Here is a 25,618-nt window from a genome sequence, read left to right as displayed (position 1 = left end):
TGAACCTTTGAAGGCGATGAGGCAGCAACAAAGCAGCGTGATGTGAAACAGGTCAGACCGGGACGAGCTAAACCTGGATGAACTACCGGACTTCAAAAGTCCGTCCTAGGAGATGAGGCGCTCGTCAGCGGATTACATCGGGGCCAGCGGACAAGGGGCAACCCAGCGTCCACATCACAGGCCGGATACAAGGCAGCAGCCGACTTCTTCACAAAGCATTGCGGGTTACTACTCATGGCTGGGAGGCATCCATACAAGGTAGTTCATGTACTCATACGCAGACAGGATTCGTGCAGTTGAGCTTTATATCAAGCTTGGCTTGCGTGTCAGAGCCACGATTCGCCAGTTGGGATACCCAACCAAGAACGCATTGAAAGGCTGGTATCAGCACTACCTGAAGCATCAGGATTTGCCAGCGAGCCAAGCACCAAGAGCACCGAAATATTCGCTACAGCAAAGACAGGTGGCGGTTGCTCATTACCTCGCCCACGATCGCTGTATTGCCGCCACGATGAGGGTTTTGGGTTACCCGGGTCGAGGAACGTTGACTGCGTGGGTTCGGCAAGACTGCCCTGAGATCAGTAAATCGATGGTCGGCAGGTCTTGGCCGACTACAAAGCCTGATGCCTTGATGTGCGAGGGCGTGGTGCAACTGTGTACCCGTCAATCAACTGCGCAGGAGATAGCGGTCAAGTTTGGGGTATGCAGAGGGACCTTGTACAACTGGAAAAATCAGTTGCTTGGCCCTTGTGCCCCCACCTCGATGAAACACAGTCCAAAGCGATCGCCTGTGTTGGATGCAGCAGCGCTCAGGCGCCAAGTTGAATCATTGCGCCAGGATATTCGGCGACTAAAGATAGAGCGTGAGCTTCTCAAGCAGGCCCATGAAGTCTTAAAAAATGGGGCTGGCATTGATCTGCATAGGCTGGCAAACAAAGATAAGGCTGTGCTGGTTGAAGCGTTGCGCGGTCAGTATGAATTACCAGAACTGCTTTCTCTTGTTGGCCTTGCTAGAAGCTCGTACTTTTACCATCGTGCCCGGCTGAAGCTGGCTGACAAATACTTGGATGTACGCCGAAGCATCACAGAGATCTTCGACAACAACTACCGTTGCTATGGGTACCGCAGGGTGCAGGCATCTCTGCTCAAGGAGTGCACGGGCATCTCAGAGAAGGTGGTTCGTCGGCTGATGAAGCAGGAGGGCTTGATCGTGGCCAAGCCCAAACGCCGCAGATATAACTCCTACCTTGGAGAGATAGGTGCCGCCCCGCAAAACCTCATCAATCGAGACTTCCGTGCCGCTGCGCCCAATGAGAAGTGGCTCACCGACATTACTGAATTCCAGATTCCTGCTGGCAAGGTTTACCTGTCGCCAGTCATTGATTGCTTTGACGGGCTGGTGGTGAGCTGGTCGATTGGGACTCATCCCAACGCACATCTCGTCAACACAATGCTGGATGCGGCCATTGATGCTGTTCAAGGCAGCGAGAGCCGCCCTGTGATTCATTCTGATCGTGGAGCTCACTACCGCTGGCCAGGCTGGCTCTCGAGGGTCCATGATGCAAAGTTGACTCGCTCGATGTCTCGCAAAGGGTGCTCACCAGACAACGCTGCGTGCGAAGGCTTTTTTGGAAGGCTAAAGATGGAGCTGTTCTATCCCAACAACTGGCAATCAACAACGATTGAGCAGTTCATTGAAGCTGTCGATGCGTACATTCGTTGGTACAACGAAAAACGTATCAAGGTATCTCTGGGACTTTTAAGTCCTGTGGAATACCGGCACAAGCTTGGCCTAGCCGCATAAAACCAGTCCAAGTTTTTATCCGCCCCCCCCCAACACAAGGACTCAGCCCTGCGAAATACAGACTGAGAAACACCTCCTGCTCGGCAGCACGGTAACCGTCCAACTCCTAGAACAGTTCAAATCCAGGGCGAATCGCTGCCACGGCATGAGATCAGGCAAGGGATGTAAAGTGAATTCGGCCCAGACGGCCAGCTTTCCTGATCATTCGATCAAGCTTATGGTGCTCAGGGCCGCGGCAACACATCGCCGCCTAGTCGCCGACAAGGACTGTCTGTTTCTCGACCAACCGCAGCGCGCTCGACAGTCGCCCCGCCTTTAGCAACTCCCGCGTGAGGCTTCGCGCGGCAAGGAGAACATCTCTTTGGCCGAGCCATATTCCGCGATTTTTCCACGCTACATGACCGGCACTTCATCGACAATCGACTCCATCACATTGAAGACGTGGCCGGTGAAGATCAGCATCAAGTCTCGCTCCTTGCACAGCTTGGTAAGCAAGGCCAAGACTTGATTACGCACTGTGGCGTCCAGAGCTGACACGAGTTCGTAGCAGACTGGCAGGCGCGGATTCATGGTCAGTGCGCGCGCAATGACTACACGCTACCGCTAGCCACCTGATACCTGATGCGGAAGTCGCGCCAGGAGGGCTGGATTCATGCCGACCTCTTCCAGCATATCCATGTAGCGGCGGGGCCGTGCGTGCTAAGTGGATCAAGTCGAGCAACATCAAGCTGGATTGCCAGCCTCTGATACAGCATCCCAAGCCCTTCCGGAGAATTTCGAGAGGGCTTTGTTTCATGTCTCTCAATCAAAGGTTTGTGATTGGCCACAGGCCGCCCCCATCGAAGCCACACAATCTTGTCAAACAGGCTTGTCAATATAACTAGATCTCTAATATAATTAAGTACCCCTACTGCTGAAGGCGAGTAATCGCCAGGAGACAACGATGCTGACTCATGAAGAAAACGAATTGCTGTGCCGCGTAGAAGGCGAAGCCCCCATGGGCAAGCTGATGCGCGAACACTGGACCCCGATCTGCCTGATTGAAGAGGTCCGTGAACCGGACGGCACGCCGGTCAAGGCACGCATCCTCGGCGAAGACCTCGTCGTGTTCCGCGACAGCGAAGGTCGCGTCGGCGTGGTTGGCGAGTACTGCCCACATCGCCGCGCCTCGCTGGTCTACGGCCGCAACGAAGACGGCGGCCTGCGCTGCCTGTACCACGGCTGGAAGTTCGACGTGCAAGGCAACGTGCTCGAAATGGTCTCCGAGCCCGCCGCCAGCAGCATGGCCGAAAAGGTCAAACACACTGCCTATCCGACCAAGGAATGGGGCGGCATGGTCTGGGCCTACATGGGTGCTCAGGACGCCATCCCCGAATTCGTCGCTCCAGCCTGGGCACCGACTGCAGACACCCGTGTGAGCATCGGCAAGGTACTGCTGCCATGCAACTGGGCACAGATCCTCGAAGGCGCCATCGATTCCGCACACAGCTCTAGCCTGCACTCGTCGGATTTTGTGCCGGCACGCGTGACCGGCGCCGAAGCCACGGACAATAACTGGCTGCGCCCCTCCACCGACAAGGCTCCCCGCCTGCAAGTCCAGCGCACCGAATATGGTTTCCGCTACGCCGCCCTGCGCCGCCCGATCTTCAATGCCTCCACGCACGACTATGTGCGCTCGACCGTGTTCGTCGCACCCGGCACTGTGCTGATTCCGCCGAACAACCTGTACAACGTCGCCAACGTCAACGTTCCGATGGACGACACCAATACGGTGTTCTACTTCATCGCCTGGGGTGATGCAGCTACCACGCCGGAAACCGAAACCTGGCGCAAGTTCCTGCATACTCAAGTCGGCCCAGACCTTGATGAACGCTACCGTCCTCTGCGCAATCACGAAAACCGCTTCTGGCAAGACCGCCAAGCTATGAAGGCCGGCAACTTCACCGGCATCACCGGCTTCCCGAACCAGGACATCGCCATGTGGGTCACGATGGGCCCCATCGCCAACCGCTCGGACGAACGCCTGGGTGCCAGCGATCTCGCCATTGTCGAGTTCCGTCGTCGCATGCTCGATGCCATCGCCGAATACAAGCAGGACGGCAAGGCCATCGGCACCGGTGCCAAGACAATCCCTGGCACGATCTGCTCATACCAGGCTGTGGTGCCGAAGGAAACCGACTGGCGTGAATACCAGGTCCGCTACGTGAGCGCCAAGCATGCCGTGTCGGACGAACAAGCCGCCGAGGCCGCGACCGACTACCAGGTCAAGCAGTAATCAACGGATGGAACTGGCCATGGAACAGCGCCGTTTACGGATCGGGGTTGCAGGACTGGGGCGGGCATTCTCGCTGATGCTGCCCACCTTCCTTCAGGACCCCAGGGTCCAGCTCGTTGCCGCGTGTGACCCGCGCGAGGAAGCTCGGCAGCAGTTCGCTGCCGACTTCAACGCAAGGACTTACACAGACGTGCAGGACCTGGCCGAAGATCCGAATGTGGAAGCCATCTACGTGGCCAGCCCGCACCAGTTCCACGCCCAACACACCGAGATTGCCGCAGCCAGGGGCAAGCATGTGCTGGTCGAGAAACCGATGGCGCTCAACGCGGCTGACTGTGATCGCATGATCGCGGCCTGCCGCGCCGCGAACGTGCATCTGATCGTCGGGCACTGCCACAGTTTCGATACGCCGTACCGGCGCACGCGCGAGCTAATCCGCTCGGGCGATTTCGGTGCGGTGAAGATGATCCAAGCTTTCAACTACACCGATTACCTGTATCGTCCGCGCCGGCCCGAAGAACTGATGACGGCCGAAGGCGGTGGTGCCGTCTTCAGCCAGGCTGCGCACCAGGTCGATATCGTGCGAATGCTCGCGAGCTCGCGTGCCACGCGCTTGCGCGCAAGCGTCGGTCGCTGGGATCCGCTGCGCCCGACCGAAGGCGCCTATTCCGCCCTGATCTGGTTCGAGAACGGCGCCTATGCCTCGCTCTCGTACAACGGCTACGGTCACTTCAACAGTGACGAGTGGACTGGCTGGATCGGTGAAATGGGCGATCACCTGAATCCGGATGCCTACGGGAGTGCGCGCAAGCGTCTGGCCACCATTGCCTCGGCAGAGGACGAAGCCAAGCTCAAGGCTGCCGGTACGTACGGTGGTGCCGCCTACAAGCAGCCCTCGTGGGCAGCAGAAGAGCCGGCACGCAGTCATCAGCATTTCGGCCCGGTGATCGTGTCCTGCGAACGTGCCGACCTGCGCCCCCTACCCGATTCCGTCGTCGTGTACGGCGACAAGCAGCGCGAAACGCTTGCGCTTTCGCGCCCGACCGTGCCGCGCGCCGAGGTGATCGACGAACTATACGATGCCGTCATCCTGGGCCAAGCCCCCCTGCATGATGGGGAGTGGGCAAAAGGCACGCTGGAAATCTGCATCGCGATTCTGAAGTCGAGCGAAACGGGTACGGACGTACTGCTCTGACAGCAGGCTCCAGGAAAGAAAAAACCTCGCAATGCGAGGTTTTTTCTTTCCTGGAGCCTGCTCAACAGTTTTCGCACTCCTCGCCGCGAGCGGCAATCAGGTGCCCCATTTCCCGGGTGGAAGGAATCCGCAGCACGGAGTCATGCACCTTCTCTGCTTCGTCGCGTGCCATGTTTTCGATGATCGTGAGCAGCACCTTGCGCGCGATATCGATCTCCGAGCCTTTCAGGCCCTTGACGCTGATCTCGTTCACTTCTTCGGCCAATGGAACCAGCTTGCTTTCCAGGCTGCGACCGCGAGGCGTGAGATACACGTGGGTATTCTTGCGATTGCCGGGCGCATAGCGGCGTTCGACGTATCCCAGCTTCTCCATCGCCGACACCGCACTGAAAGTGGTCGGCGTGGTGGTACCTGCCTCGTCACTTAGTTCCTTCTGCGTCAGTCCATCGGTGACCCACAGAATGCGCAGAAACGCCCAGTGACCGAAAGAAACTTCATACTGAGCCAGGCGCATCTGCAGCCCCCGAACCATCGCCCGGCCTGCATCCTTCACCAGGTGAGCGAGACGATCATCCGGTACGGCCTCGCGCCAATGCCGCAGGATCGGGTTCTCTTTGGAATCCGGTGCCTTGCTGGAAGAGGGTCTGGCTGTCATGCTTTCTCCTTCACGGCCATCGTCAGACTGCTTGAAATCATAGTGCCTTCACAAGTGCACGGACCGCTTCCCCGGTTCTGCACTCATGCTTTGTCAATTCAAAAGGTATGCCAACCACACCGATACGAACAAGCCGAGCACCACGGTATCGGTACGGATACCTTGCGCCATCGCAGGGCGAGTGCATTGTAGACGTGATGCTGCGGCTAACGGAAAAGCAGACTGTACATACAAAACGCCGCGCACTTGGTCGACCAAGTGCGCGGCAATATCCGCAGCAGCTGATGAGATCAGATCTTGAAGCTCTCCAGGCTGGCCGGGTGGAACAGCTCAGCAGGCTGGAGGCGGCGGCTCGACAGTCCTTCGGCATGGTGCTGCGCGAGGAAACGGTCAACCACATGGGCATTCTCGGCAAAACCATACGACCAGAAATCCTGGCCCATCAGGCGGCGCGCATTGCGCAGTTGGTCCTCGATGAACGGAAGCGTGACCTTGGTAGCCGAAGTGTCGCTCAGGCGCGTCAGTGCCACCGCCTTGGAATGCTCGAAGGCCTTGACCAGTGCGCCGGGCAGCCAGGGATGCTGCTCTGCCAGGGTCTTGCGCACGCCTAGCGTGTGCATGATCGGGAACAGCTTGCGACGCTCATACCATTCGGCCGCAGCCTTCTGCGGGTCCTCGAACAGGTACTTGACCTGCGGGTGACCGCGGTCGAAGCACGACGGGGCACGCGGCCCGATCACGCCATCGATTTCGCCATCGGCCAGCAGGTTCGAGATGGTACGGCCTTCCGGCGCATTCACCAGCGACACACCTTCGGGCAGCTTCAGCGAGATCTTCTCGATGCGGGTCGGATCTTCGTAGCCGCCGCGCACCCACTGGATGTCGGAGGCCTTCACGCCGTACTCCTCTTCCAGGAACATGCGCACCCACACATTGGCGGTCAGCTGGTATTCGGGCACGCCGATGCGCTTGCCCTTGAGGTCGGCCGGGCTGTTGATGCCGCGATCGGCACGCACGTAGACCGAGCTGTGGCGGAATGCCCGCGAAGGGAACACCGGCACGGCAATGTACGGCGAGGTGCCGGCTGCGGTCTTCACCGAGTAGCTGCTGAGCGACAGCTCGCAGATGTCGTAGTCGGCGGTGCGGAACGCACGGAAGAAGATTTCTTCCGGATCCTGCAGCATGAACACCGGGTCCACACCGTCGATCTGGACGTCGCCGTCGATCAGCGGACGCATCCGGTCGTAATTGCCCACCGCGATGGACAGTTGAAGCTTGCTCATGTTGATTCCTTTGTGACGATCAAAATCGATTCGGAGCGCATTGTCATGCGCCTGTTTGTGACGCCTGCTGGCGTGGCACGCCAAAGAAGACGGCAAGGCCTCCGATGAAGACCAGCGCAGCCACCAGCAAAATGCCAGCCGAGAAACTGCCGGTAGCGCTTTTCACCCAACCCAGGACGATGGGCGCAAAAAAAGCTCCGACCTGCCCCAGACTGCTGATGACGCCAATCCCGCCTGCTGCAGCCTCACCCGTGAGATAGTTCGGCGGAATGGTCCAGACAATAGCCGCCGCAGCGAAATAGCTCACCGAAACCAGGCTCAGGCATACAATCGCAGCCACCGGGCTTTCTGTAAACAACGTCAGCATCAACGCGCCAATGGCACCAGCGGTGGTCGACAGGGCGAAATGCCAGCGGCGCTCCAATCGCAGGTCGGAGCTGCGGGCAATAAACAGCATGGCAACGGCACCGACCAAGTAAGGCAGAGCCGACAGAAAGCCGATGTGCAGCATGTTGGAAACGCCCGTCTGCTTAATGATGGTGGGCGTCCAGTAGTTCAGGATCGTGCCGCAAATGGGTACCGTGGCCCAGCCTGCAGCAATCACATAGACGCGCGGATCACGCAAAGCGGCCATCAGGCTGCTCGGAGCGTTCTCCGGCTTCTGGCGGTTCTCTTCTTCCAGGGCGTTCAGGACGATGAGCTTTTCCTGATTGGTCAGCCACTTCGCATCCTGTGGTTTGTCGGTCAGGTAGAACCAAGCCACAATGCCCGCGACCACGGCCGGCAGGCCTTCTAAGAACAGCAGCCACTGCCAGTTGCGAAAGCCCCAGACTTCATGGAAGTTCTCGAGGATCAGACCCGACAGCGGACCGCCGATGATGCCGGCCACAGCAATCGCCAGCAGGAACCGCGACGTGATGCGGGCGCGGAGCTTGGCGGGATACCAGAACGAGAGATAAAGAATGATGCCGGGCCAAAAGCCTGCTTCCGCCGCGCCAAGCAGCGTCCGGGCCAGATAGAACTGCCACGGGGCGTTCATGAATGCCATGGCAGTAGAAATCCCCCCCCACAAAAGCATGATCCGCGTGATGGTCTTGCGTGCGCCGATGCGCCTGAGCAGCAGCGTGCTCGGCACCTCCAGCAGGATGTAGCCAATGAAGAACAGACTCACGCCCAGACCGTAAGCGGCATCGCTCAGACCAAGATCGTGCTTCAGATGCAACTGCGCAAAGCTGATATTGACGCGATCAAGATAGTTGAGCACCCAGCAGAAGAACAGAAAGCTCATCAGCCTGAGAGTGATCTTGCGATAGGTTGTCTCGACGGTTGCCGGGTCGGAAGTTTGATGCGGAAGCGCACCCACGTAGTTCAACGTGGAATCTGTCATTTCGGAGTCTCTTGGAGGCGTTTTGTCTGCTGCCGGCTTGAGCTGGCGGAGCAGCGAACACGTCTGAGTTCGCTTTACCGGCCGCCGCAATCAAGCCTTTATTGCTAGAAATCTATTCATTAGATATCTATTTATTAGATTACGAGGCTTCGAGAGTAGCGACAAGCAGGGTTTTCCCCTGGCGCGAAACCGTGCGCAAGTCAACTACTCCGCTTGCATAATTAGATCTCTAATAATAGAATTGCAAATATTGTCGAGCAAGTAAAGGAAGACAGGCATGACCACCCAGGAAAGCGGCTTTCTGCGTCTGAAGATCGCGGAGAAGGAAAAGATTGCACGCGACATCTGGCGCTTTGAACTTACCCATCCAGAGGGCGCGCCGCTGCCCCCGTTCGAGGCTGGCTCGAATCTGACGCTGGTGGCCCCCAACGGCATGCGCCGCAGCTATTCGCTCTGCAACGACTCGCAAGAGCGCAATCGCTATGTCATCGCCGTGAAGCGCGACAGCAATGGCCGTGGCGGCTCGATGAGTCTGGTCGACGACACATCCGCAGGGGATTCGATCGAAGCCTCTCTGCCGCGCAACGAATTTCCGCTTGATGAACGCGCCAAGTCGTTCATTCTCGTGGCTGGCGGCATCGGCATCACGCCCATGCTGTCCATGGCACGCCAGTTGAAGGCGGAAGGCCTGCGGGACTTCAAATTGTATTATCTGGCTCGGGATCCAGAGGGCACGGCCTTTCTCGACGAGCTCAGCAGCGACGAATGGCGCTCGTTGGTGAAGATCCACCACAGTTTCGGCGACCCGGCGAAAGCATTCGACTTCTGGGCCTTATTCGAGCGTCCCAAGGCTGCACATGTCTATTGCTGCGGACCGCAGTCGCTGATGGATACCGTTCAGGACATGACAGGCCACTGGCCGTCCGGCACCGTTCACTTTGAAAGTTTCGGCGCCGGCAATGCCAACACAAAGGAAAACACGCCATTCACGGTGCAGCTTAAGCGCACCGGCACCTCATTGGAAATTCCGAGCGACCGCTCGATTCTGGACGTTCTGCGTGCCTCGAACGTGCGCGTGGCAAGCTCCTGCGAAAGCGGTACCTGCGGCTCCTGCCGGGTAGGATTGTGCTCGGGCGAAGCGGACCACCGGGATCTCGTGCTACGGGACGATGAAAAGGATGCACAGATTATGGTCTGCGTATCGCGTGCAAAATCTGCGGAATTGGTACTGGACCTCTGAGCCACCAGCCACTTCGGTTGGCACGGCCAGGCATTGGCCTACCAACATAACAAGGGACATTGAACATGGATGAGCAGACTTCTACCTCAGCCACCAGGGCTCGGGATGCCAGTGCACCCACGCCGGTCGACGACAACAGTCTCGCCTGGACCGATGCACGCTTACTGGGATTTACGCCCATGGATGATGTGCATGAGGAGTTCTACGCGACTGCGCTGAAACTGGTGACCTGCACGGAGAAGAATGCCGCCCAGGCCATCGAACAGTTCGAGCAGCATGCCATCAGCCATTTCGAGCAGGAAGATGAATGGATGCGCACCACGAACTTCCCTCCTCGGGACTGCCATCTCGACGAGCATGCAGCAGTGCTGAAGTCGGTCCGCGAGGTCAAGGAAGCTGTTGCACAAGGACAAGCCGGCGCCGACATAGTCCAGGATATCGGCATGGCCCTCTTCCAGTGGTTCCCAGGTCATGCAGACTATCTGGATTCCGCACTGGCCGCCTGGATGACCAAGCTGAATATGGGCGGCAAGCCCATCGTGTTGCGACGCAAGCTTTGACAGTGCTCCAAGGAGCATCCGAGACACCCCTCTCCCCAAGCCAAGACCCAGATATCCCCACCAGAACGCGGGATCCATGCTCTATTTGATCCCAGGTTTTGATGGTGCAATCTTTTACCTTGAATGGAAGGAAGCACTATGGGCCAGGTTCTGCACGGGAGCGCCACAACGGCAGAGGCAGTCCGTCGAGCAATACAAAATAGTCAAGAGAGCCTGAGAGCGCTTTCTGCGCGCTATGGCATCAATCAGAAGACGGTGGCGAAGTGGAAGAAGCGGGCCTCGGTCACCGATCTACCAACAGGGCCGAGGCGGCCGCGCTCCACCGTTTTATCCGTTGAGGATGAGGCTGCGATCGTCGCCTTTCGCAGGCATACCTAGCTGCCACTGGACGACTGCCTTTATGCACTGCAACCGACCATCCCGTATCTGACGGCTCCTCGCTGCATCGATGTCTGCAGCGTCATGGCATCTCGCGGCTACCAGAGGTGGGTGGCGGCAAGCCTGCCAAGAAGAAGTTCAAGATCTACCCCATCGGCTACTTTCACGTCGACATTGCCGAGGTGCAAACAGCCGAAGGCAAGCTCTATCTGTTTGTGGCCAATGACCGAACTCCATGCCAAGGCCGGCAAGATGATTGCTGCACAGTTCTTGCGCAATCTGATCAAGGTAGTGCCATACGCCCTCCATACGGTACTGACCGATAACGGTATCCAGTTTGCGAACCGTGCCTGCGATCGGTACGCTGGCGATCACATTTTTGGCCGCGTCTGCACTGAACATGGCATTGGACATCGCCTCACCAAGATTAAGCATCCCTGGACTAATGGCCAGGTTGAGCGAATGAATCGGACCATCAAAGAAGCTACCGTCAAACGCTTCCATTACGACGATCACGAGCAGCTACGACAGCATCTGGCGGACTTCATCGATGCCTACAACTTCGGCCGAAGACTCAAGACGCTCAAGGGCTTGACCCCGTATGAATTCATTTGCAAGCAGTGGACATCCGAGCCCAAACGCTTCAGGATTGATCCAATCCATCAAATGCCGGGACTAAACAACTAGGACGTGTCATCTAATACGATAGTTGCTACGTTATCAGTAGCGTCATTCGTAGACATGCACTGACCAATGCCCAATGGGAGCAAATCAAAAGCCTACTTCTTGGCAGGGCCGGGCATGTGGGCGCTCCTGCCAAAAATAGCCGTCTCCTTGTTGACGCTGTGCTGTATCGCTATCGCTGCGGTATTGCTTGGCGCGATCTGCCCCAGCGCTTTGGCGACTTTCGAGTCGTTCACCTGCGCCACATGCGCTGGAGCCGCTCGGGCGTGTGGCTGCGGGTGTTTGAAGCACTCAGTGCGCTGCCTGATAACGAGTACGCCATGATCGATGCAACCATCGTGCGTGCCCATCAGCACAGCGCGGGTGCAAAAAGGGGGCAAAGCCAAGCCATCGGTCGCAGCCGAGGAGGTTTGAGCACCAAGATCCATGCCACCGTTGACGCTCTTGGCAACCCCACTGGTTTCCATCTCACAGCAGGGCAGGCATCGGATTTGGAAGGTGCAGATGTCTGGCTTGCGCGCACCGACGCGCAAGCCGTGATTGCCGACAAAGCGTATGACGCCCATGAACGCGTGGTTGAACCACTGCTGCGCCAGGGCAAGCAGGTTGTCATTCCCAGTATTCGGACGTGCAAAACTCAGCGCGGGTATGACCGCCATGTCTACCAAGAGCGGCATCTCATTGAGAACTTCTCTGCGCGGTTGAAGCAGTACAGGGGCATTGCCACGCGTTATGACAAAACGGCAGCGGCATTCTTGGGAGGGATCCACCTTGCGGCCGCTGTCGTCTGGCTCAATTGATGACGAGCCCTAGGGATATCACCGACCAAAAATCACGCTAGCCCTCTAATAATAATTTTAGACGTCTAATAAAATAGAGGTGAGGCATGTCAATGAAGAGAAGCAGTTGCGACGCAGAGAACAAGATTTTGTGCGCCGCAGCCGAAGCTGCCTCCACCATCTAGAAGAGGTGGCCAAGCCCGACTTCGCATCAATCTGCGTCGCCCGCATGCCGACATCGTTGCTGCTGGCTGCAAATGTGCATGTCATTTTTTAAACAGGAATTGTGCGGACATCTTAATGCCGGTACATGAGCGGATGGCGTCGGTGCCGTAAGAAATCACAAAAATCAGGAGACATGTCATGACAAGAGGAACTTTCTTGAAAATATCGGCTGCAATTGCCCTCCAGGCGTTGTCAATCTTTGCCTATGCTGATAGCGATTTCCCGAACAAGCCCGTAAAGCTGGTCATACCCTACGCTCCAGGGGGACTGCCGGACACCGTGGCCCGGGTTCTAGCCGAGAAAATGCAGGCAGACCTCAAGCAGCCGGTAATTGTCGAAAACAAGCCCGGCGGCGGCGGCGGCGTCGCCGTCACGGCCATCAAGCAATACCCTGCTGATGGTCATACCCTCCTGGTTACGGACGGCCCTCTGCTAGCGGTTTCTCCGATCATTATCAAGAACCTCAAGTACGATGCCCAGAGAGATCTGGATCCCGTTTCCCTGGTCGGTGTGGCCCCTCTGCTCCTGGTAACGAACTCTTCCGCCCCCTTCAAGAACATGCAGGATTTCATTCAATATGCGAAAGAGCATCCTGGCGAGTTGAATTACGGGTCTTCCGGAATCGGTTCAATCCACCACCTGACGGCAGAGGCCATGGCCCATTCGCTGGGCATCAATGTCAAGCATGTCCCATTCAAGGGTAGCTCCGCCTCCATTCCGGCACTGATCGGCAACCAAGTCGACATAACATTCGCCTCCCCCCCGAACCTGACGGGCTTCGTCCAAAGTGGCAAGGCCAGAATACTGGCGACCAACACCTTGGCTCGCAGCAAGGCCAATCCGGACATTCCTGCCATTTCCGAGTACGCCAAGAACTTCGACTTTGGCTTTACCGTGGTCATGCTGGCCAAGAAAGGAACGCCTGAGGCGTATCGGAACAGGATCAGCGATTCGGTCAAGAAAGCCGTCAACGATCCCGAAGTGAAGAGCAAACTGGAAAAAGCAGGAGTCGACTCCATTGCTGGAGGTCCTGCCGAGTTGGCGGCAAAGCTCGCATCTGAAAATAGCCGGGTCATTGCAGCGGCCAAGCTGGCCAACCTGAAACCGGAATAGAACCGGAAGCCTATTGCGACGACCTCGCAAACGCGGCTGTCGGGCCTGCTCAGGCTCATTCCGACCACCGCCGAGGGACGGGATCCGAGCGTGGCGACCAAGAGCATCTATGGCTTCTGGGCCACCAGGGATTTGCCTGCGGCGGAATTCGCCCATCTGAGCGATGCCCTGCGCAAAGTCACCGAACTGCCCGACGTAAAGCAGCGCCTGGAAACGCTGGGCGTGCTGCCGACCAGGGAGTCCCCAACAACCTTTGCCCAGAACATCGAAGAAGAGCTCAAACAAACTCGTGCGGTGCTGACACGGGCAGAAGTCCAACCAGAGTGATGAGCTAACAGCCACTCATGCGGATGCTGGAAGGTTGCGCGTAGGGCTGCCCGTAAAGAATCAAGCGCATTGTGAAGAAGAGGAATTGGGGCAAAGGCCCCAAACAAAATGAAGGAGGCACCAATGATCGGACTAGCCAAGCATGCTGTGGCATGCGCTGTGTTGCTCAACGTTTGCGGAGCTGCAAACGCGCAAGGAAATGTCACCATTTATGGACGCATGGACTCCGGCGTCGACTCGCCCCGCTCGGGCGGCTCCAGCATCAGTCGCGTGTATTCGGGCGGCAGTGCTGGTAGTAACCTAGGTTTCCGAGGTGTAGAGAACCTGGGAGGAGGGCTCTCCGCCGTTTTTCGCCTAGAGCAAGGCTTCTATCTCGATGAAGGTACATTGGCCCAAGGCGGCCGTGCGTTCGGGCGCGAAGCATCGGTTGGCCTCAGCGATACAAGGCTCGGTACCGTGCAGATGGGGCGCATTCCTACGCCCTACTATTCAGTACAGGGTAATGTGGATGCCTTCATCTGGGAGGGGGCGGGCGGGCTGCTGTCGCTCACCCGAAACATCAACACAACAACGCAGCGTCAGGTGTTGCCGATGGGGATAGCGGCGCGCCAGGACAACGCCATCAGTTATGTATCCCCACGTTGGGGTGGCCTTGAGGTGCGCGGGCAGTATTCCTTTGGCGAGAAGTCCGCGACGATCGGTCGCGGTTACGGAGTATCTGCACGCTATCAGGTTGATAGCTTTGACCTCAATGCTGGCTTCCAACAGCAGGATGGCGCGGACAACGCTGCTTCAGGCAAGGTCTCGGCAATGGTGCTTGGGGGGTCCTATGATGCCCGCTTCGCCAAGTTTTTCTTCGGTACGACGGTTGAAAAGAACTCCTGCAGCACCTGCACCGGCACCATCGCCCGAATGCCTGGGACTTCAAGGAGCGAGTTCAGGCTGACCAACGTTGGCGTACGCGTGCCATTCGGGCCGTTCACCGCCATTGCCCAGTTCACTCGAGTTAACGACCGTTCCGACTACACGACCTCGACTGGCAATCGCGATGCCAATTGGATTGCCCTTGGCGGTGACTATGACCTGTCTAAGCGAACGCGTCTCTACTTTGGCGCCGCACGGATTACCAACAAGAACGGATCGCAGTATGTACTGGGCACCGGAACTGCTCAAGCTCCAGCAACTTTAGTCGGCTCGGCGAACGGAAGCTCGCGCAATATCTACATGGGAGTCCGGCACAACTTCTGAGGGCCGCCCTAGGCGCAACAAAGCATCCTTTCAATGCTTTGTTGCGCCTAGAGGTGCGCCGTCCTGCACAGGGCATCCCGCCTCCTTAGCATGGCAAGAACAGGCGTGATGCCGATCCCTCCGGCCACCAACACGCTATGGGAGGCAGTCTCGACCAGGGGGAAATGATTGTGCTGTCCGCTAATCTGGATGACGTCCCCGACCCTCAGCTTTTGATGGACAAAGCGTGAACCGCCACGACTGGCTGGGTCCAGGGACACCGCCACCACATAGCGACGGCGTTCGCCGCCTGCGAGAACGCCAAGGTGACGCACATCAAAAAGACCAACGGCTATGAAGAGGATGGTCATTACCGTGTCGAATTCACGTACGACATCGAGCTCAAGGACCCCGACACCTTGAAGCGCATGCGCCAGACCTACCAGGAGGAGCGTGACCGCGTGAAAGCCTGGGAGGATGCCGGAAAGGCCGACCAGCAGCAAATCGCAACGCTCAAGACTGAGATCCTGGCGTTACGCAAGGAACACAACAGCAGCGCCCCCCGTCGCGAAGACTTCAACTTCAACAATCCACCGGGAATGGGTTTCCTGGAAGAAGACGCATATCGGAAAGCGCTGATCCAGTGGGAAAACGAGCATCCGCTGCCAAGCAGCCTGCGCCAGAAGATGCAGGCGCTCGATGCGATGGAGCAGGAAGCACGGCAAAAGCAAGAGCGCGACCAGCCCACGAACACCATCTACAACAAGGTGACAGACAGCGTCTGGTCCATGTACGTTGCAGGATGCCCGAATGGAGGCTCCACCAAGTTTTTGTATCCTGCGCTGCTTCAGATCCGCAACGATGCCGCCAAGGCACAGGACGTCCTGTACTGGCTGCAAGATCAGCAGCTTCAGATGAAGGGCAAGATCACCATGCGCAAGACTGAGAACGGTTGGCGAGCACTCAGCGAGGGCTGAGCCCTAAAGCACACCCGTTATGGATGCCCAGCGCCTAGTGCGCTGGGCATCCATGAATACACTTCTTTTTTTTTATATTAACGTGTGGCATGTGCGGAAACAGGTTCGCGCAACTGTCGATATACCTCTGCCACTAACAGATTCGCCAAGCCCTTGAACACCTTTTCATGTCGCAAAGCTTGATCGACCATACTGTAATGACTCTCTAAAGCGTCCACCACTGCATTATTGAGTTTGGTTTCGTATGCGCCATTAGCAAATGGCATCCACCGTATCGTTGGCCTGCGCTTGCTCCTGAAGGGATGGGTCATCAACCATCTTGCCGATCAACATGGTGATGTAGCCCTTGAAATCGGCATCTGAAAGGTTTCCCGAGAACACTTCGTTCATCTTTTGATGATGACGGAGAGTCGGTCTTCCGGGTCTTCCCAGGCTTGCCCCCGCCCGTGCCTATGGACTTCATCGGTTCGCCCGTGCCGGATTCCAGCCGCCGGGCAATCGGCATATGCCCGAGGCTTCCTGCCTCCTCGGTTGCGCACAATCGGTCCTCGAATGCAGGACCGCGCAATGCTCGACCCCAAGACGCTGCAGGCGATGGATTCCGCGGCGATGGCCGAGGTCCCCAACCGCATGCTGGCCGAGTTGGTCACCAAGAACCACCAGTTGCAGCCCAGTCGCTGGTCGCCGCGGGCTCCCATGAATGCGGTATTTGGTTTACAAAACGTCCAGCTAGATTCTGGCCGTTCCTAGTTGGAGGCAATGAGGATGAGGGTCTGTTACCTACTTGCAATCGCAGTATTGCTTTGGACCGGCTTACTAGTTCACGCATCCCCCTCAAATGACATTTCTCATGCGTCGCCTCACGGCTGCGAAATCATGGCCAAAGATTTGGAGGGAATGAATAGCCTTCCGAATACCCCTGAGGTAAACACTGCGCGTGCCGCGAAGTTGTACGCATACGCCAACAGAGGCTGCGGAAAAGCCACAGAGGCTCACAAAAAAGAATTTCTCGACTCGTATCGCCAACTTTCATCAGAATGCAAGCGAGCCCGGGGCAGAAACTGCGACCCGTTGAAAGACGCTGAACGCCCGTCAGCTCAGGCGAGCAGCGCGAATCCCCTCTCCCCGGATATCAACGGGAGCGGCCGCAAGGCCGCGCGCCCAGTGACAAATGCCAACGATAGCGTGCGCCCCATTTGGCCTTCGGACATGGAGCCCGGCAACATCTATTTCGTCGTTGAGAGCGGCTTCGAACAGGACGCTCCCATTATGGTTTCAGCCTCCAGTGGACAAGAGGCTGTGGCTCGGGTTCAAGCCGCTCGGGCAAACGACCGTTATCTGCGCCCCGCCACCTATCAACTCTTGGCAGGCCGGGAGTGCATTGGCCCGGCCTGGGGAGCTGTAGTTAGCAACGCGGGCGGTTCTCGTTGGGGTGGCGCTTGCGCCAAGACACCAGCCGCGGCCATCGAAGGGGCATTTGCCGGATGCCGGCAAGAGAACCCGCAAAGCCAGAATTGCGAGCTTGAAGTTTCCGTCGTGCTGGCACTGAGTGGCAATACCTCATGGAGCCCCGGAATCAGTTCCGGTGGTCACAATGGCCTACGCGGTAGATTTGGCTCATACAACGCACAGACCTGGATGGAGCAGTACACACAGAGTCCCGTCAAAAGCATGCAGCAGGCGCTTACGGGTTTTGACAAAGCATGCGCCGATGGACGGCCATGCTACAAGACCTCATCAAATATGGGCTGCATCCACACAACCCCACATTCAGAGACGCTCGAAAAGTGCATGGCCAGGAAGCTGACACCTGCTGGATTGAGCGGCTCGATACGTAGCCGCATACGCTAAGAAAATTCTGAACGCAGAACTACTGGACGACCTGGTTCGCTATGTCACCCGGCAATCCCTCATTGAAGTGTGCACGGGCTACATAACCATTTCAGGCCGGGGCAGTAGGCTGTCAGCGCCGGTACCACCTCAGCTTCTACTGTTGCCTCCCAACCACGCAACCTTTGATTGCGAGATGGTGCAGTACAGTGGGAGAGCAAAAGGTGGCTTTGAATCACTCCGACCCGGGGCGATTCAGGGCTCACTTGCCACGCCATCAGCAAACATCGCCTCAATGACTGACTCATCCACCCCGGCCTGAGCGAGAAGCGCGCGCGAATCCGTTCCGCGGCGTACCGGGGTACGCAACTGGGGAGCTAAAAGCTCACTGGAGGTAACACCGACCCCGGGCACGGGTAGCCACGCAGCACGTCCAAGATGAACTTCTCTTCAATGGCTTGGCGCACAGAATACACATGGAAGGGCACGGGCGTGCCGTCCGTGCCCGTTCGCCCAAACAGCTCCATGATCTGGGGTTTAGGCGTCGCCGTAAAAGCGTAGTACGACACATTGATCGGTCGCGGGCGCAAAATCATGCTGCTAAAGCATCCACTCATAACACACAATCCAGTGCCCTATTCGCTGGCTTGTCTCACATAACTTTGTTTTTTTGTGGAAACTCGATCACGGCAGCACCCTCGCGCAAGCGATCCAAGTAATCAGCCCACTGCTGAACCTGATCGAAGCGCTTTGCCAAGTACTTCGTCCGGTTGTAGCTACGTCCGTTGGCATCCTTGACGGCATGCGCCAGATTGGCCTCAATCGCCAGCGGATCAAGGTCAAGCTGATCGACCAACATGGTTCTGGCACTCGCTCGAAAACCATGCCAGCTTTGCTCTTCGCCAACTCCCAGGCTGTACAGAGCTGTACGCACAGAGTTATCGGACATTGGGCGGTCGTGGTCACGTTGACCAGGGAATACATATCGTCCACGGCCACTAAGCGGCAGCAATTCACGCAGCATCGCCACAGCTTGCTTTGGCAGTGGCACCACATGCGGTTCCCCATTTTCTTTTTCCTGCACGCTACGCTTCATCTTGGCGCTAGGGATCTTCCAAAGCGCTGCATCCAGATCCAATTCTGCCCACTCCATCATCCGAAGATTACCTGGGCGTTGATAAAGCAAAGGAGCTAACAAAAGAGCTGTGCGTACAAAGGGTCCACCTTTATAGGCGTACATGGCTCGCAGAAGCTCCCCAAAGCGCTGGGGCTCCACAATCGCAGGAAAGTTCGTGCCTCGATATGGAGTCAATCGAGCTTTCAGGCCTTCGGTGATGTCACGTTGAGTATTGCTGGCTGTTGGTAGCCAGTAGCGCCAGACCTGCCGCGCCAACATCAGTGCACGGTCAGCGGTCTCCACAGCCCCGCGCGCTTCCACTTTCTGTAGCACAGCGAGTAACTCCATGGGCTGGATCTGCGCCATTTCCCGTTCACCAATCCACGGGAACAAGTCGCGCTCCAGTTGACGATGCATTCGCTCAGCATGACCTGGGCTCCAGCGCGGCACCTGCTTTTCGTACCATTCCAGCGCCACCGCTTTGAATGTGTCAGCTACCCCAGTTGGGTTGACCAATTTTTCCAGCTTGCGTGCCTTAGCGGGGTCGATGCCTTCTGACTTCTGCAACCGAGCAGCATCCCTAGCTTTCCGAGCAGCAGTCAAACTAACTTCCGGATAGCGGCCTAACGCCAGGCGCCCCTCTTTACCATCTTTTCGATACTTCCAGAACCAGCGTCGAGAGCCTGCAGGGCTGACCTCAAGGTAAAGGCCGCCTGCGTCAGAAAAACGCTCTCGCTTGGCACCGGGGGAACAAACTGCGTTTCGGCACTGTGCATCAGTCAACATAGGGGGAACAAATCCTCTCACAAAGGCCTCCCCCAGAGGGGAAAGGGGGAACAATAGTGGGTAAATTTACCATTACCCCCGCTTGTTCCCCCAACTGTTCCCCCTCTATGCATTGGCAGCAATGAAATCACTTAAGACATAAAAAGACGATAAGTCATTGATTTCTCAAAAGAAAAAGGGGTTCAATGAACTTCATTGAACCCCTTTGTACAGGTGGATGGTGGAGCTGGCGGGAATTGAACCCGCGTCCGTAAGCCTTCGCCGGACAGATCTACATGTTTAGTGCTCTGTTTTAAATCTCGCCACCCAAACCCCGCAGGCACACGCTGCTTGGGTAGCCAGCTTCCTAAAATCTCGCCAAATACCAAGAAGCCCGGTATCCAGCCAGCTAATGTAAATTCCCTTGCAGCCGGGAGGTATTGCTACCCCCTTGCCCAGCCCACTAGCGTGCTGTTGCAAGGCTCACCGGATTAAGCGGCGAGTGCGAAACGTTCGTCGTTTGCAGTTAGTTTTTTGAATGGAGATTTACGAGCATCACTCAAGCTCGACATGCACCGCACCGGTCCCGAACCCACGTCGAAACCAGGACAGCCCCTTAGTTGCCTATTCTAGCCTCATCCCAGCAACTTCAACAGCTCAAGCGGTGAATTGATATGTGCATCGGCACCCCAGTGAACCGTATCTGCTGTCGCGCCCAGGTAGCCATAGCGTGCTGCGACAGTTTTCATGCCCGCTGCTGCACCTGCCTGGATATCGCGCTCGTCATCTCCGACATAGATGCAATGCTCGGGAGCAATCTGCATGCGTCGTGCGGCTTCAAACAGAGGCTCGGGGTGAGGCTTGGAATGCGGCGTAGTGTCCCCGCTCACCACGGCCGCAGCCTGAGCAAACAAGGGCATCTGACGGGTCAGCGGCTCGGTGAAGCGCATGGACTTGTTGGTCACCACACCCCATAGAAGCGGGCCGGCTTCCAACGCCCGGATCAACTCGGGCACGCCATCAAAAGCATAGGTACGCTCGGTCATGCATTGCTCGTAATTGCGAAAGAACTCCTCGCGCATTTCCGCAAAGCCTGCAGAGTCAGGCGTCATGCCGAACGCAATACCCAGCATTCCACGCGCTCCAGCCCCAGCCATATGGCGGTAGGCATGGAGTGGCAACGACGGCATGCCGCGATCCACACGCATCTTGTCTGCTGCAGCTCCCAGATCAGGAGCGCTGTCTATCAAAGTGCCATCCAGATCGAAAAGAACGGCTCTAACGTGCTTCCACATGGCTGTCACTCCTGCGGGCGGCGTGTTGCCAGCATGTAATTGACCGAGGTGTCATTGCTGAGCCAATAGCGGCCCGAGATCGGGTTGTGCTCCATGCCCTTGCTGCCTTGCACATCCAGGCCGGCTTCGCGCGCAAAGCGAGCCAACTCGCTTGGGCGCAGCAACTTGGCGTACTCATGAGTCCCTTTGGGAATCATCTTGAGCATGTATTCGGCAGCCACGATCGCCAACGCAAAAGCCTTGGCATTGCGATTGATGGTGGAAAAAAACACCCAGCCACCAGGCTTGACCAGCTGGGCACATGCCCGCACGATGGACGCAGGATCGGGCACATGCTCCAGCATTTCCATGCAGGTCACCACATCAAAGCTTGCCGGCTGCTCCTGCGCCAGTTGCTCGACGCTGACCTCATGGTATTGAATATTGGGCGTTCCCGCCTCCAGAGCATGCAGCTGCGCGACGCGCAAAGCCTTGGTTGCGAGATCGATACCCACCACCTTGGCCCCTTTGCGCGCCATGGAGTCTGCAAGAATGCCACCGCCACAGCCCACATCCAGCACCCTCTGGTTCGCCAATGGGGCCTGGGCATTGATCCAGTCCAGTCTCAGGGGGTTGATCTGATGCAGTGGCTTGAATTCACTCTCGGGATCCCACCAGCGATGGGCCAGGCTGGAGAATTTTTCCAGTTCTGCCGGGTCGGCATTGATAGTGTTGCTCATGAGGCAATTGTCCGCGATTACAGCAATGAATCAGGCATAAAAAAAGCCCCGTTGCCGGGGCTTTTTGTGTAGCAATCGAAAGATTACTGAGCAGCCTTGGTGCCCACAACTTCGATTTCCACGCGACGGTTCTGAGCGCGGCCAGCAGCAGTCTTGTTGTCTGCCACGGGTTGCTTTTCGCCCTTGCCTTCGGTGTACACGCGGCTCTTTTCGATGCCCTTGGACACCAGATAAGCCTTCACAGCTTCAGCGCGACGCACCGACAGCTTCTGGTTGTAAGCATCGGAGCCCACGGAGTCAGTGTGACCCACGGCGATGATGACTTCCAGGTTGATGTCCTTGATCTTGCCGGTCAGGTCGTCCAGCTTAGCCTTGCCTGCGGGCTTCAGCACGGACTTGTCGAAGTCGAAGAAAGCGTCAGCAGAGTAGGTAACCTTAGATGCCACTGCAGGCTGGGGAGCCACAGGAGCGGGAGGCACAACGGCGGGAGCGGGAGCAGCAACCTGGGCCTTCAGAGCACCGTCGCAATCAACAGCGGCAGTAGCAGGAGTCCAGTTGGCATCGCGCCAGCACAGTTCGTTCGTGCCGTTCTTCCACACCAGTTCGCTGGTGCCGTTTTGCCAGTTGTCGATAGTCTTGCCACCGTCAGCAGCCTTCACTTGTGCGCCAGCGGCTGTCACGAGGGCAGCAGAGGCAAACAACATCGCCACTTTGTTCAGTTTCTTCATGGTTCTCCTCTTGGGGAAAAAGCCGCAGCAGGGCTGCGAATCTGTGGACGTCATCAGTGACCATCACCAAAAACGTTGAAATGATTGTGCCATACGTAACATGCAAGAGTGTTGTCAACTAGGCACCAACAAGTAGTACAGCTATGTAATTCCTCAGTTATGTTGCTCTGCTGCCACACGCCATTCGACCTAAAATGGCTGTTTTCCAGCCGTCAAAGTATCACTAGACATGACCCAGTTTGCTAAAGAAACTCTGCCCATCAGCCTTGAAGAGGAGATGCGTCGCAGTTATCTCGATTACGCCATGAGCGTGATCGTGGGCCGGGCGCTTCCTGATGCGCGTGATGGCCTCAAGCCCGTGCACCGCCGCGTTCTGTACGCCATGCACGAACTCAATAACGACTGGAACCGCCCCTACAAGAAGTCGGCGCGTATCGTCGGTGACGTCATCGGTAAGTACCACCCTCACGGCGACAGCGCGGTCTACGACACCATCGTGCGCATGGCACAGGACTTCTCGCTGCGCCACATGCTGGTCGATGGCCAGGGCAACTTCGGCTCGGTGGACGGCGACAGCGCCGCCGCCATGCGTTACACGGAAATCCGCCTCTCCAAGATCGCTCATGAAATGCTGGGCGACATCGACAAGGAGACGGTGGACTTCGGCCCTAACTACGACGGCTCCGAGCAGGAGCCGCTGGTGCTGCCAAGCCGCCTGCCTAACCTGCTGGTCAACGGCTCCTCGGGTATTGCCGTGGGTATGGCCACGAATATCCCGCCGCACAACCTCAATGAGGTAGTGGACGGCTGCCTGCATTTGCTGCAGAACCCCGAAGCTTCCATCGACGAGCTGATGGAGATCATTCCCGCACCGGACTTCCCCACGGCCGGCATCATCTACGGCATCAACGGCGTCAAGGAAGGCTATCGCACCGGCCGTGGCCGCGTGGTGATGCGTGCCAAGTGCCACTTCGAGGACATCGACAAGGGTCAGCGTCAGTCCATCATCGTTGACGAGCTGCCCTACCAGGTCAACAAGAAGACGCTGCAGGAGCGCATGGCCGAGCTGGTGCACGAAAAGAAGATCGAGGGCATCAGCCATATTCAGGACGAGTCGGACAAGTCCGGCATGCGCCTGGTGATCGAATTGAAGCGCGGCGAAGTGCCCGAGGTGGTGCTCAACAATCTCTACAAGCTGACCCAGCTGCAAGACACCTTCGGCATGAACATGGTGGCCCTGGTCAACGGCCAGCCCAAGCTCTGCAACCTGAAGGATCTGATCCAGGTCTTCCTGGAGCACCGCCGCGAAGTGGTGACCCGCCGCACCGTGTTTGAGCTGCGCAAGGCGCGCGACCGCGGCCATGTGCTGGAAGGTCTGGCCGTCGCACTGGCCAATATCGACGACTTCATCGCCATCATCCGCAACGCTCCCACACCTCCCGTGGCCAAGGCCGCGCTGATGGAAAAATCCTGGGACAGCAAGCTGGTGCGCGAGATGCTCACCCGCACGCGCACCGACGGCGGCGTGGTCAATGCCGACGACTATCGCCCCGAGGGCCTGGAAGTCGAATTCGGCATGCAGCAAAACGGCCTGTACCGCCTCTCCGAGACCCAGGCCCAGGAAATTCTGCAGATGCGTCTGCAACGCCTGACGGGCCTTGAGCAAGACAAGATCGTGGCCGAGTACAAGGACGTCATGTCGGTCATCGAAGACCTGCTGGACATCCTGGCCAAGCCCGAGCGCGTCTCCATCATCATTGGTGAAGAACTCAACGCTGTGAAGGCCGAATTCGGTCAGTCCAAGAAGGGCGAGCGTCGCTCCACCGTGGAATACAGCGCGCAAGACCTGTCCACCGAAGACCTGATCACGCCCACCGACATGGTGGTGACGCTCTCGCACACCGGCTACATCAAGAGCCAGCCCCTGTCCGAGTACCGCTCGCAAAAGCGCGGCGGCCGCGGCAAGCAGGCCACGGCTACCAAGGAAGACGACTGGATCGACCAGCTCTTCATTGCCAACACGCACGACTATCTGCTGTGCTTCTCCAACCGTGGCCGCATGTACTGGCTCAAGGTCTGGGAAGTGCCCTCGGGTTCGCGCGGCTCGCGTGGTCGCCCCATCGTCAACATGTTCCCGCTGCAGGAAGGCGAGAAGATCAACGTGGTGCTGCCGCTGACCGGCGAAAACCGCAGCTTCCCCGAAGATCACTTCGTCTTCATGGCCACCAGCATGGGCACCGTCAAGAAGACGGCGCTGACCGAGTTCAGCAACCCGCGCAAGGCCGGCATCATTGCTGTCGGCCTGGACGAGGGCGACTACCTGATCGGCGCTGCGCTGACCGACGGCAAGCATGATGTGATGCTGTTCAGCGACGGCGGCAAGGCGGTACGCTTTGACGAGAACGATGTGCGCCCCATGGGCCGCAATGCGCGCGGCGTGCGCGGCATGAACATCGAGGAGCATCAGAACGTGATCGCCATGCTGGTCGCCGAGGCCGACGACGGCACGGGCAACGTGGTGGCGGGTTCGCAAAGCGTGCTGACCGCCACCGAAAACGGCTACGGCAAGCGCACGGCCATCAGCGAATACACGCGCCACGGCCGCGGCACCAAGGGCATGATTGCAATCCAGCAGTCCGAGCGCAACGGCAAGGTCGTGGCTGCCACCCTGGTGGCGCCCGAGGACGAGATCATGCTGATCACCGACACCGGCGTGCTGGTGCGCACCCGGGTGGCGGAAATCCGCGAACTGGGCCGCGCCACGCAAGGCGTGACGCTGATCAATCTGGACGAAGGTGCCAAGCTCATCGGCCTGCAGCGCATCGTCGAAAATGATGCGAACGACAATGCCGGCGAGGACGGCGAAGCCGATGAATCCGGCAGTGCCAGCGCCGAAGGCGCAGCCGAGTCCGGCGACGCCTCCTGATCGGCCAGCCCCGGCTGCCCCGATACGGACCGGACGCCACGGGCATGGCCCCATGCCCGTGGCCCAATGTTTTGATAGCTGAAAGCGCAAGCCAGACAAGCGCTTTCACATGTTTTGAGCGTAAATCTG

At 57.7% G+C, this 25,618-nt stretch carries 21 protein-coding genes, 1 other RNA gene and 1 pseudogene; 13 read left to right on the top strand and 10 right to left on the bottom strand.

Going from position 1 to position 25,618, the window contains the following annotated elements:
* Nucleotides 1-265: 265 nt before the first annotated feature.
* Nucleotides 266-1,804, top strand: coding sequence for an IS3 family transposase (locus CSE6_RS00325; RefSeq protein ID WP_034358991.1), 1,539 nt, complete (start codon nucleotides 266-268; stop codon nucleotides 1,802-1,804).
* A gap of 393 nt (nucleotides 1,805-2,197) precedes the next feature.
* Here the strand turns inward: CSE6_RS00325 and CSE6_RS26660 are convergent, their stop codons facing one another.
* Nucleotides 2,198-2,320 carry a hypothetical protein gene (locus CSE6_RS26660; RefSeq protein WP_255443327.1) on the bottom strand — a complete coding sequence of 41 codons (123 nt, stop codon included), beginning with the start codon at nucleotides 2,318-2,320 and terminating at the stop codon, nucleotides 2,198-2,200.
* 427 nt (nucleotides 2,321-2,747) lie between these two features.
* Here CSE6_RS26660 and CSE6_RS00320 point away from each other — a divergent pair, with 427 nt between their 5' ends.
* A complete protein-coding gene (locus tag CSE6_RS00320) occupies nucleotides 2,748-4,079 on the top strand; it encodes a Rieske 2Fe-2S domain-containing protein (RefSeq protein WP_012837653.1) in 1,332 nt (443 codons plus the stop codon).
* A gap of 19 nt (nucleotides 4,080-4,098) precedes the next feature.
* Nucleotides 4,099-5,274, top strand: coding sequence for a Gfo/Idh/MocA family protein (locus CSE6_RS00315; RefSeq protein WP_029158425.1), 1,176 nt, complete (start codon nucleotides 4,099-4,101; stop codon nucleotides 5,272-5,274).
* A gap of 61 nt (nucleotides 5,275-5,335) precedes the next feature.
* Here the strand turns inward: CSE6_RS00315 and CSE6_RS00310 are convergent, their stop codons facing one another.
* From CSE6_RS00310 to CSE6_RS00300, 3 genes are all read right to left on the bottom strand, one after another.
* Nucleotides 5,336-5,929, bottom strand: coding sequence for a MarR family winged helix-turn-helix transcriptional regulator (locus CSE6_RS00310; RefSeq protein WP_012837651.1), 594 nt, complete (start codon nucleotides 5,927-5,929; stop codon nucleotides 5,336-5,338).
* Nucleotides 5,930-6,219: 290 nt separating this feature from the next.
* Entirely contained in the window at nucleotides 6,220-7,212 is a 993-nt protein-coding gene (locus tag CSE6_RS00305) for an ABC transporter substrate-binding protein (RefSeq protein ID WP_012837650.1), read from the bottom strand.
* A gap of 43 nt (nucleotides 7,213-7,255) precedes the next feature.
* The gene (locus CSE6_RS00300) at nucleotides 7,256-8,599 is read right to left on the bottom strand and encodes an MFS transporter (RefSeq protein ID WP_012837649.1); all 1,344 of its coding nucleotides are present in this window, start codon (nucleotides 8,597-8,599) and stop codon (nucleotides 7,256-7,258) included.
* Nucleotides 8,600-8,876: 277 nt separating this feature from the next.
* On the opposite strand from CSE6_RS00300, the gene CSE6_RS00295 reads away from it, so the two are divergent.
* The 8 genes and pseudogenes from CSE6_RS00295 (at nucleotide 8,877) to CSE6_RS00255 (ending at nucleotide 16,109) form a co-directional block, all read left to right on the top strand.
* Nucleotides 8,877-9,839: a PDR/VanB family oxidoreductase gene (locus tag CSE6_RS00295; RefSeq protein ID WP_012837648.1), complete on the top strand. Its 963-nt coding sequence runs from the start codon at nucleotides 8,877-8,879 to the stop codon at nucleotides 9,837-9,839.
* Between the two features lie 65 nt (nucleotides 9,840-9,904).
* Nucleotides 9,905-10,399, top strand: coding sequence for a bacteriohemerythrin (locus CSE6_RS00290; RefSeq protein ID WP_012837647.1), 495 nt, complete (start codon nucleotides 9,905-9,907; stop codon nucleotides 10,397-10,399).
* Nucleotides 10,400-10,537: 138 nt separating this feature from the next.
* Nucleotides 10,538-11,464, top strand: a pseudogene (locus CSE6_RS00285) (IS481 family transposase).
* 44 nt (nucleotides 11,465-11,508) lie between these two features.
* Nucleotides 11,509-12,261 carry an IS5 family transposase gene (locus tag CSE6_RS00280; protein WP_034358988.1) on the top strand — a complete coding sequence of 251 codons (753 nt, stop codon included), beginning with the start codon at nucleotides 11,509-11,511 and terminating at the stop codon, nucleotides 12,259-12,261.
* Nucleotides 12,262-12,603: 342 nt separating this feature from the next.
* Nucleotides 12,604-13,578, top strand: a complete 975-nt coding sequence (locus tag CSE6_RS00275; RefSeq protein ID WP_012837644.1) for a tripartite tricarboxylate transporter substrate binding protein — start codon at nucleotides 12,604-12,606, stop codon at nucleotides 13,576-13,578.
* A 12-nt stretch (nucleotides 13,579-13,590) separates the two neighbouring features.
* Complete coding sequence (locus CSE6_RS00270; protein WP_122974738.1) at nucleotides 13,591-13,905, top strand: tripartite tricarboxylate transporter substrate-binding protein; 315 nt, start codon at nucleotides 13,591-13,593, stop codon at nucleotides 13,903-13,905.
* Nucleotides 13,906-14,028: 123 nt separating this feature from the next.
* The gene (locus tag CSE6_RS00265) at nucleotides 14,029-15,153 is read left to right on the top strand and encodes a porin (RefSeq protein ID WP_012837642.1); all 1,125 of its coding nucleotides are present in this window, start codon (nucleotides 14,029-14,031) and stop codon (nucleotides 15,151-15,153) included.
* Between the two features lie 305 nt (nucleotides 15,154-15,458).
* Nucleotides 15,459-16,109 carry a hypothetical protein gene (locus CSE6_RS00255; RefSeq protein WP_012837641.1) on the top strand — a complete coding sequence of 217 codons (651 nt, stop codon included), beginning with the start codon at nucleotides 15,459-15,461 and terminating at the stop codon, nucleotides 16,107-16,109.
* A 252-nt stretch (nucleotides 16,110-16,361) separates the two neighbouring features.
* Here CSE6_RS00255 and CSE6_RS25965 read toward each other — a convergent pair whose 3' ends face one another.
* Nucleotides 16,362-16,499 carry a hypothetical protein gene (locus CSE6_RS25965; protein ID WP_019043395.1) on the bottom strand — a complete coding sequence of 46 codons (138 nt, stop codon included), beginning with the start codon at nucleotides 16,497-16,499 and terminating at the stop codon, nucleotides 16,362-16,364.
* 177 nt (nucleotides 16,500-16,676) lie between these two features.
* On the opposite strand from CSE6_RS25965, the gene CSE6_RS00250 reads away from it, so the two are divergent.
* Complete coding sequence (locus CSE6_RS00250; RefSeq protein ID WP_123974922.1) at nucleotides 16,677-16,859, top strand: hypothetical protein; 183 nt, start codon at nucleotides 16,677-16,679, stop codon at nucleotides 16,857-16,859.
* A 1,732-nt stretch (nucleotides 16,860-18,591) separates the two neighbouring features.
* On the opposite strand, the gene CSE6_RS00235 is transcribed toward CSE6_RS00250, so the two are convergent.
* The 5 genes from CSE6_RS00235 to ompA form a co-directional block, all read right to left on the bottom strand.
* Nucleotides 18,592-19,842 carry an integrase arm-type DNA-binding domain-containing protein gene (locus tag CSE6_RS00235; protein WP_012837638.1) on the bottom strand — a complete coding sequence of 417 codons (1,251 nt, stop codon included), beginning with the start codon at nucleotides 19,840-19,842 and terminating at the stop codon, nucleotides 18,592-18,594.
* A 218-nt stretch (nucleotides 19,843-20,060) separates the two neighbouring features.
* Nucleotides 20,061-20,437, bottom strand: a transfer-messenger RNA (tmRNA) gene (ssrA, locus tag CSE6_RS00230).
* A gap of 19 nt (nucleotides 20,438-20,456) precedes the next feature.
* Nucleotides 20,457-21,116 (bottom strand): HAD-IA family hydrolase, encoded by a 660-nt coding sequence (locus CSE6_RS00225; protein WP_034379006.1) that lies wholly within the window; start codon nucleotides 21,114-21,116, stop codon nucleotides 20,457-20,459.
* Nucleotides 21,117-21,121: 5 nt separating this feature from the next.
* The gene (ubiG, locus tag CSE6_RS00220; RefSeq protein WP_003067659.1) at nucleotides 21,122-21,835 is read right to left on the bottom strand and encodes a bifunctional 2-polyprenyl-6-hydroxyphenol methylase/3-demethylubiquinol 3-O-methyltransferase UbiG; all 714 of its coding nucleotides are present in this window, start codon (nucleotides 21,833-21,835) and stop codon (nucleotides 21,122-21,124) included.
* An 83-nt stretch (nucleotides 21,836-21,918) separates the two neighbouring features.
* The gene (ompA, locus tag CSE6_RS00215; RefSeq protein WP_003067660.1) at nucleotides 21,919-22,563 is read right to left on the bottom strand and encodes an outer membrane protein OmpA; all 645 of its coding nucleotides are present in this window, start codon (nucleotides 22,561-22,563) and stop codon (nucleotides 21,919-21,921) included.
* A gap of 229 nt (nucleotides 22,564-22,792) precedes the next feature.
* On the opposite strand from ompA, the gene gyrA reads away from it, so the two are divergent.
* A complete protein-coding gene (gyrA, locus tag CSE6_RS00210) occupies nucleotides 22,793-25,489 on the top strand; it encodes a DNA gyrase subunit A (RefSeq protein WP_034358983.1) in 2,697 nt (898 codons plus the stop codon).
* Nucleotides 25,490-25,618: the final 129 nt, after the last annotated feature.

The sequence above is a fragment of the Comamonas sp. E6 genome (assembly GCF_001010305.1).
GTDB lineage: Bacteria > Pseudomonadota > Gammaproteobacteria > Burkholderiales > Burkholderiaceae_C > Comamonas > Comamonas thiooxydans.
This window is presented reverse-complemented; position numbering and strand designations above follow the sequence as displayed.